We start from the raw sequence: 4,339 nt of genomic DNA on the forward strand, positions 1-4,339 counted from the left end.
CTTCCCTCTTTTTATTGTTGCTAACGTAATTGTTTGGCTTATGATTTGCTTTCAACGACAGTTGTTGAAACCAATTCTTCAGTTTCACTTTTTTCTTGTTCTAAAGCATGCTCTTTTGCTAGTTCATTTTTGTCATAAATTTTAACAAATGGATAATACATTACGACTGATAAAACAATCAACAAACAATTTAAAACTGCTGCGCGCCAGTCACCACCAGTTGCAAGATAAGCCCCAATTGGACCAGGCAAAGTCCAAGGAGCAGTAATTGTAACTGCACTTACAAATCCTAATCTAGTTGCGAACCAAGCGATAGTGGCACAAGCCATCGGGGTTAAAATGAATGGAATGATCAACGTTGGGTTCAACACGATTGGAACACCAAAGATAACTGGTTCATTGATATTGAAAATCGATGGTGTAATAATTGCTTTTCCCAGTTTTGAAGCATACTTAGATTTGGCAGTAAAGGCAAGTAAGATAGCAAGGCCAATCGTACAACCAGATCCACCAATCCAGATAAACCATTGGTAAAAAGGTTCAGCCGCGATGTTTGGCAAAGTTTCACCAGCAGCAGCTGCCGTAGTGTTAGCTTCTAAGATTTGTAACCATAGTGGACGTGCTAGTGAGCCGATAATTGAAACGCCATGAATCCCAAAAGCCCAGAAAAAAGTGATCATAAAGATCAATAGCAGTACACTTGGTAGTGTATCAGTCGCACTGATTAAGGGGCTAACAATTTTCGAAACAGCTGAATGCCAATCAAAACCAATGTAATAACTGATAGTAGAAATCACTAGAATGACGATCAGAGTCGGTGTTAATGATTCAAAGGAGCGAGCTACTGCAGGTGGTACTTGATCTGGCATAGTGATTTTGAATTTTGATTTATCTGTTAAACGATAGACCTCAACAGCAAAAATCGAAGTGATGATACCGACAAACATACCACCACCGCCAAGATTTGCCATTGGCAAAACAAAACCAGAAGTTCCAGCAGCTTCTGCCGCCTCTAAAGGAATATTTACAGGTACAAAAGTCAATAGAAAGGCGATGGTCGACAGAATTCCGCCAGAAACAACATCTAAGTTGTAAGTTTTTGAAAGACTAGCACCAATTCCGAATGTTGCATAAAGTGACATGATGTACATGGTCATACGATAAGGTAATAAAATTGTTGCGGCATTCGAAGATAGAAACTGATAAATTCCCCATGATTGTGGTAGGGGCGGGAAGGCGATAATCAAAAAGAACGAACCAACAATAATCAAAGGCAACGTTGCAATAATCCCGTCACGAATCGCTCGTAAGTGCCGTTGATTAGCAATTTTTGCCATTGGTCCAGCTAGATGTAACTCAATAAAATTAGTGAAAGCTGTTAACATAGTTTACACTCCTTTAAGTAAAGTCAATTAAAAAATAATTCCTTGATAGATCCAAATGTATGCTAAAATTTCTAAAATAATTAATGAGATACCAAAAGTGATAAAAAAGCCCTTACAAAATCCTCGTTTTGTTTGGATGAAATATGGATTCATCGCTAAAACTGTCGCTAAACTAATGGGTAAAAAAAGCAAAACACCCAGATTGGTACTCCAGTTTGCCAAGTAAAATAAATAAGGAATAAAAATACCACCAAAAATGCAAGCAAGTAAAAGCAATCCAGCTGTTTTCACACCAAAGTTAATGTGCAATGTTTCATTCGTTCCTTTTTGCATAAAAATACCTCCTCTCAACAAATAATTAAACGCTTACAAAAGATAGCAATAAAAAAGAGCATCTAGGGATCTCTTCTTTTTTAGTATACAGTTAAGAAATTAAAAATCAATATATTTTTTATTTTTTTGTAATTTTGTTTCTTGTTAGAATTGAAATTTCTTTATTTTTTTATATGTTTGAAAACGCATTTCTTAGATGGTATGATAAAGGCGAATGCAAAGGAGGAGGAAAATGACAAAAATTTTATGGGGCGGAGCTACTGCTGCCAGTCAATATGAAGGCGGTTACAGAAGGAGAGGGATAGACACTCAAGACTGTCGACCGTATTTAGAAAAAACATCGAATGCGACAGTAGCTACACGATTATTAACCAAGAAGACTGTTGAACAAGCGGTAGAGGAAAATCAAATTTTTTATCCGTTCAGAAAAGGATCTAACGGAGAGGATCGGACAGCTGAAGACTTAGCGTTACTTAGTGAGTTGGGTTTGGATGTTTACCGATTATCAATTAGTTGGTCACGACTATTTCCAAACGGAGACGAAGAGATTCCTAATGAGGACGGGATAAAGTATTACGATGCTATTTTTAAAGAGTTAATCAACAAAAAAATAAAAATTTTTTTGACAATCAATCACTATGCGTTGCCGCTTCATTTAGTAACAGAACAAGGTGGATGGAAAAACCGTAAGACAATTGACCATTATTTGAAATTAGTCACAGTTATTTTTAGTCATTGGGGTGAGCTGATTGATTATTATTTACCTTTCAATGAAATCAATGCAGGGTATTTCAGTCCTTATAATGGTACAGGATTATTGAAACCAGAAAATGATGCGTATGCGTACAATGACATCTTTTTAAGTTTGCATCATCAGTTTCTTGCTAGTGCAAAAGCTATTGCCCTAGGGAAAAAAATGAAAGTCAAAGGTCAATTTGGTGCAATGATTTCTTGCTTTTGCTACTATCCGTTAACACCAAAACCTGAGGACAATTTACAGTTAGTTTTAGATGAACAAATCAATCAATGGTTTTGTATGGATGTCTTAGCTAGAGGCGAATATCCTTATTATATGAATAAATTTTTCTTGGAGCATGACGTTGATTTTGAAATCAGTGAAGCAGATCGTCTGCTTTTAAAAGAAAATACTTGTGATTTTGTCTCCTTTTCTTACTATTCTTCGAGTATTAGCTCGGTAGAGGAAAGTCAACAGCAAACGGCCGGAAATTTGGTAGCGACGACAAAGAATCCTTATTTAAAAGCAAGCGAATGGGGCTGGCAAATTGATCCCATTGGATTGAAGACAACGCTACTAAAAGTTTACGATCGTTATCAAAAGCCAGTTATGATAGCTGAAAATGGATTGGGTGCAAGAGATGTGAAAGAGACTGATGGTATCCATGATGCGTATCGTATCGAGTATTTTAAGCAGCATTTTCAACAAATTTTAGAAGCAGAGCAACTGGGAGTGAATGTCCTAGCATATTTTGCTTGGGGGATCATTGACATTGTCTCAGCAGGGAGTTGTGAAATGGAAAAACGGTACGGCGTTATTTTCGTTGAAGCAGATAATCAGGGAAATGGTTCATATGATCGTTATAAAAAAGATAGTTTTTATTGGTATCAAGGATTTATTGCTGAACAAAGAAAGGCAAGAAGAAAGTCACAAAAAGTAGAGTAGGAGAAACGATGGAGTACGTCATTGGGATTGATTGTGGAGGCACGAAAACGCATGCGATTGCTTATGATTTAGAAGGAAATGTTTTGGGAGAGACAATTGAGGGATTTGGAAATCTACTTGTTTCTTATGAGCGAGCAAAGAAGAATATTTTTCGAGCAATGGATGAATTGCTAACCAGACTGGGAGGAGCAGACTGTCAATTGATTGCGTTAGGCATTGCCGGCATTGATGGTGGTGGTTTGCGAGGAAAATTTCAGAAAGAGTTAACTTACTTTAATTATCCCGTTTATTTATATAATGATGCGCAGTTCAGTTATTTAGCTAAGGTGGGCTTTCAACCAGGTATTTTAGCAATTGCGGGGACAGGCTCAGCATTTTTTGGACTGAAAGAAAACCAATGGTATCGCGTAGGTGGCTGGGGACAGTTATTGGGAGACGAGGGTTCTGCTTATCACTTAGCGATTGCTGCAATCAAGTTGGTTCTAGCAGAGTTTGATGAAGGAAAAACATTGTCACCTTTTGCTCAAGATTTATTAGCTTTTTTTGGTGCAGAGAATGTAATGAGCTTGGTAAAAATAATGTATCAAAAAAATAAGGGCGAAATTGCTAGCGTAGCTGCGTTTTGTTCAAGCTACGAACAAAAAGATGTACGTGTGTCAGAATTACTAAAACAAACGGGTGAATTACTAGCCGCTCAGGTTATCCAATTAGCAGATAAAATGAAGCTAACTTCAGGATTTTGTTTAGGTATTAATGGTAGCTTGTTGGAAAAGCAGGCAACAGTGCGGCACGTTTTTCTCGAACGATTGAAAAGCTATGAAATCTTGCTTGCCCCTGATACAGTTCATAATACGAAAGCTGCATTAGTTATTTGGAAAAATCAGTTAGCTGCACAACGTGTGAGTACGGCTAACTTCAATTAAAAAAAAACTCCTCAAAA

4 protein-coding genes are annotated in these 4,339 nt (G+C 37.2%); 2 read left to right on the forward strand and 2 right to left on the reverse strand.

Translation table 11 applies throughout. The features are described 5' to 3' along the window. Positions 1-38: 38 nt before the first annotated feature. A complete protein-coding gene (locus tag JZO71_RS12300) occupies positions 39-1,385 on the reverse strand; it encodes a PTS sugar transporter subunit IIC (RefSeq protein ID WP_206900076.1) in 1,347 nt (448 codons plus the stop codon). 27 nt (positions 1,386-1,412) lie between these two features. After that, positions 1,413-1,718, reverse strand: coding sequence for a hypothetical protein (locus tag JZO71_RS12305; RefSeq protein ID WP_206900078.1), 306 nt, complete (start codon positions 1,716-1,718; stop codon positions 1,413-1,415). A 232-nt stretch (positions 1,719-1,950) separates the two neighbouring features. Here JZO71_RS12305 and JZO71_RS12310 point away from each other — a divergent pair, with 232 nt between their 5' ends. Continuing rightward, entirely contained in the window at positions 1,951-3,399 is a 1,449-nt protein-coding gene (locus JZO71_RS12310; protein WP_206900080.1) for a glycoside hydrolase family 1 protein, read from the forward strand. Positions 3,400-3,407: 8 nt separating this feature from the next. Beyond that, a complete protein-coding gene (locus tag JZO71_RS12315) occupies positions 3,408-4,322 on the forward strand; it encodes an N-acetylglucosamine kinase (RefSeq protein ID WP_206900083.1) in 915 nt (304 codons plus the stop codon). Positions 4,323-4,339: the final 17 nt, after the last annotated feature.

The sequence above is a fragment of the Candidatus Enterococcus courvalinii genome (genome assembly GCF_017315945.1).
GTDB lineage: Bacteria > Bacillota > Bacilli > Lactobacillales > Enterococcaceae > Enterococcus_B > Enterococcus_B courvalinii.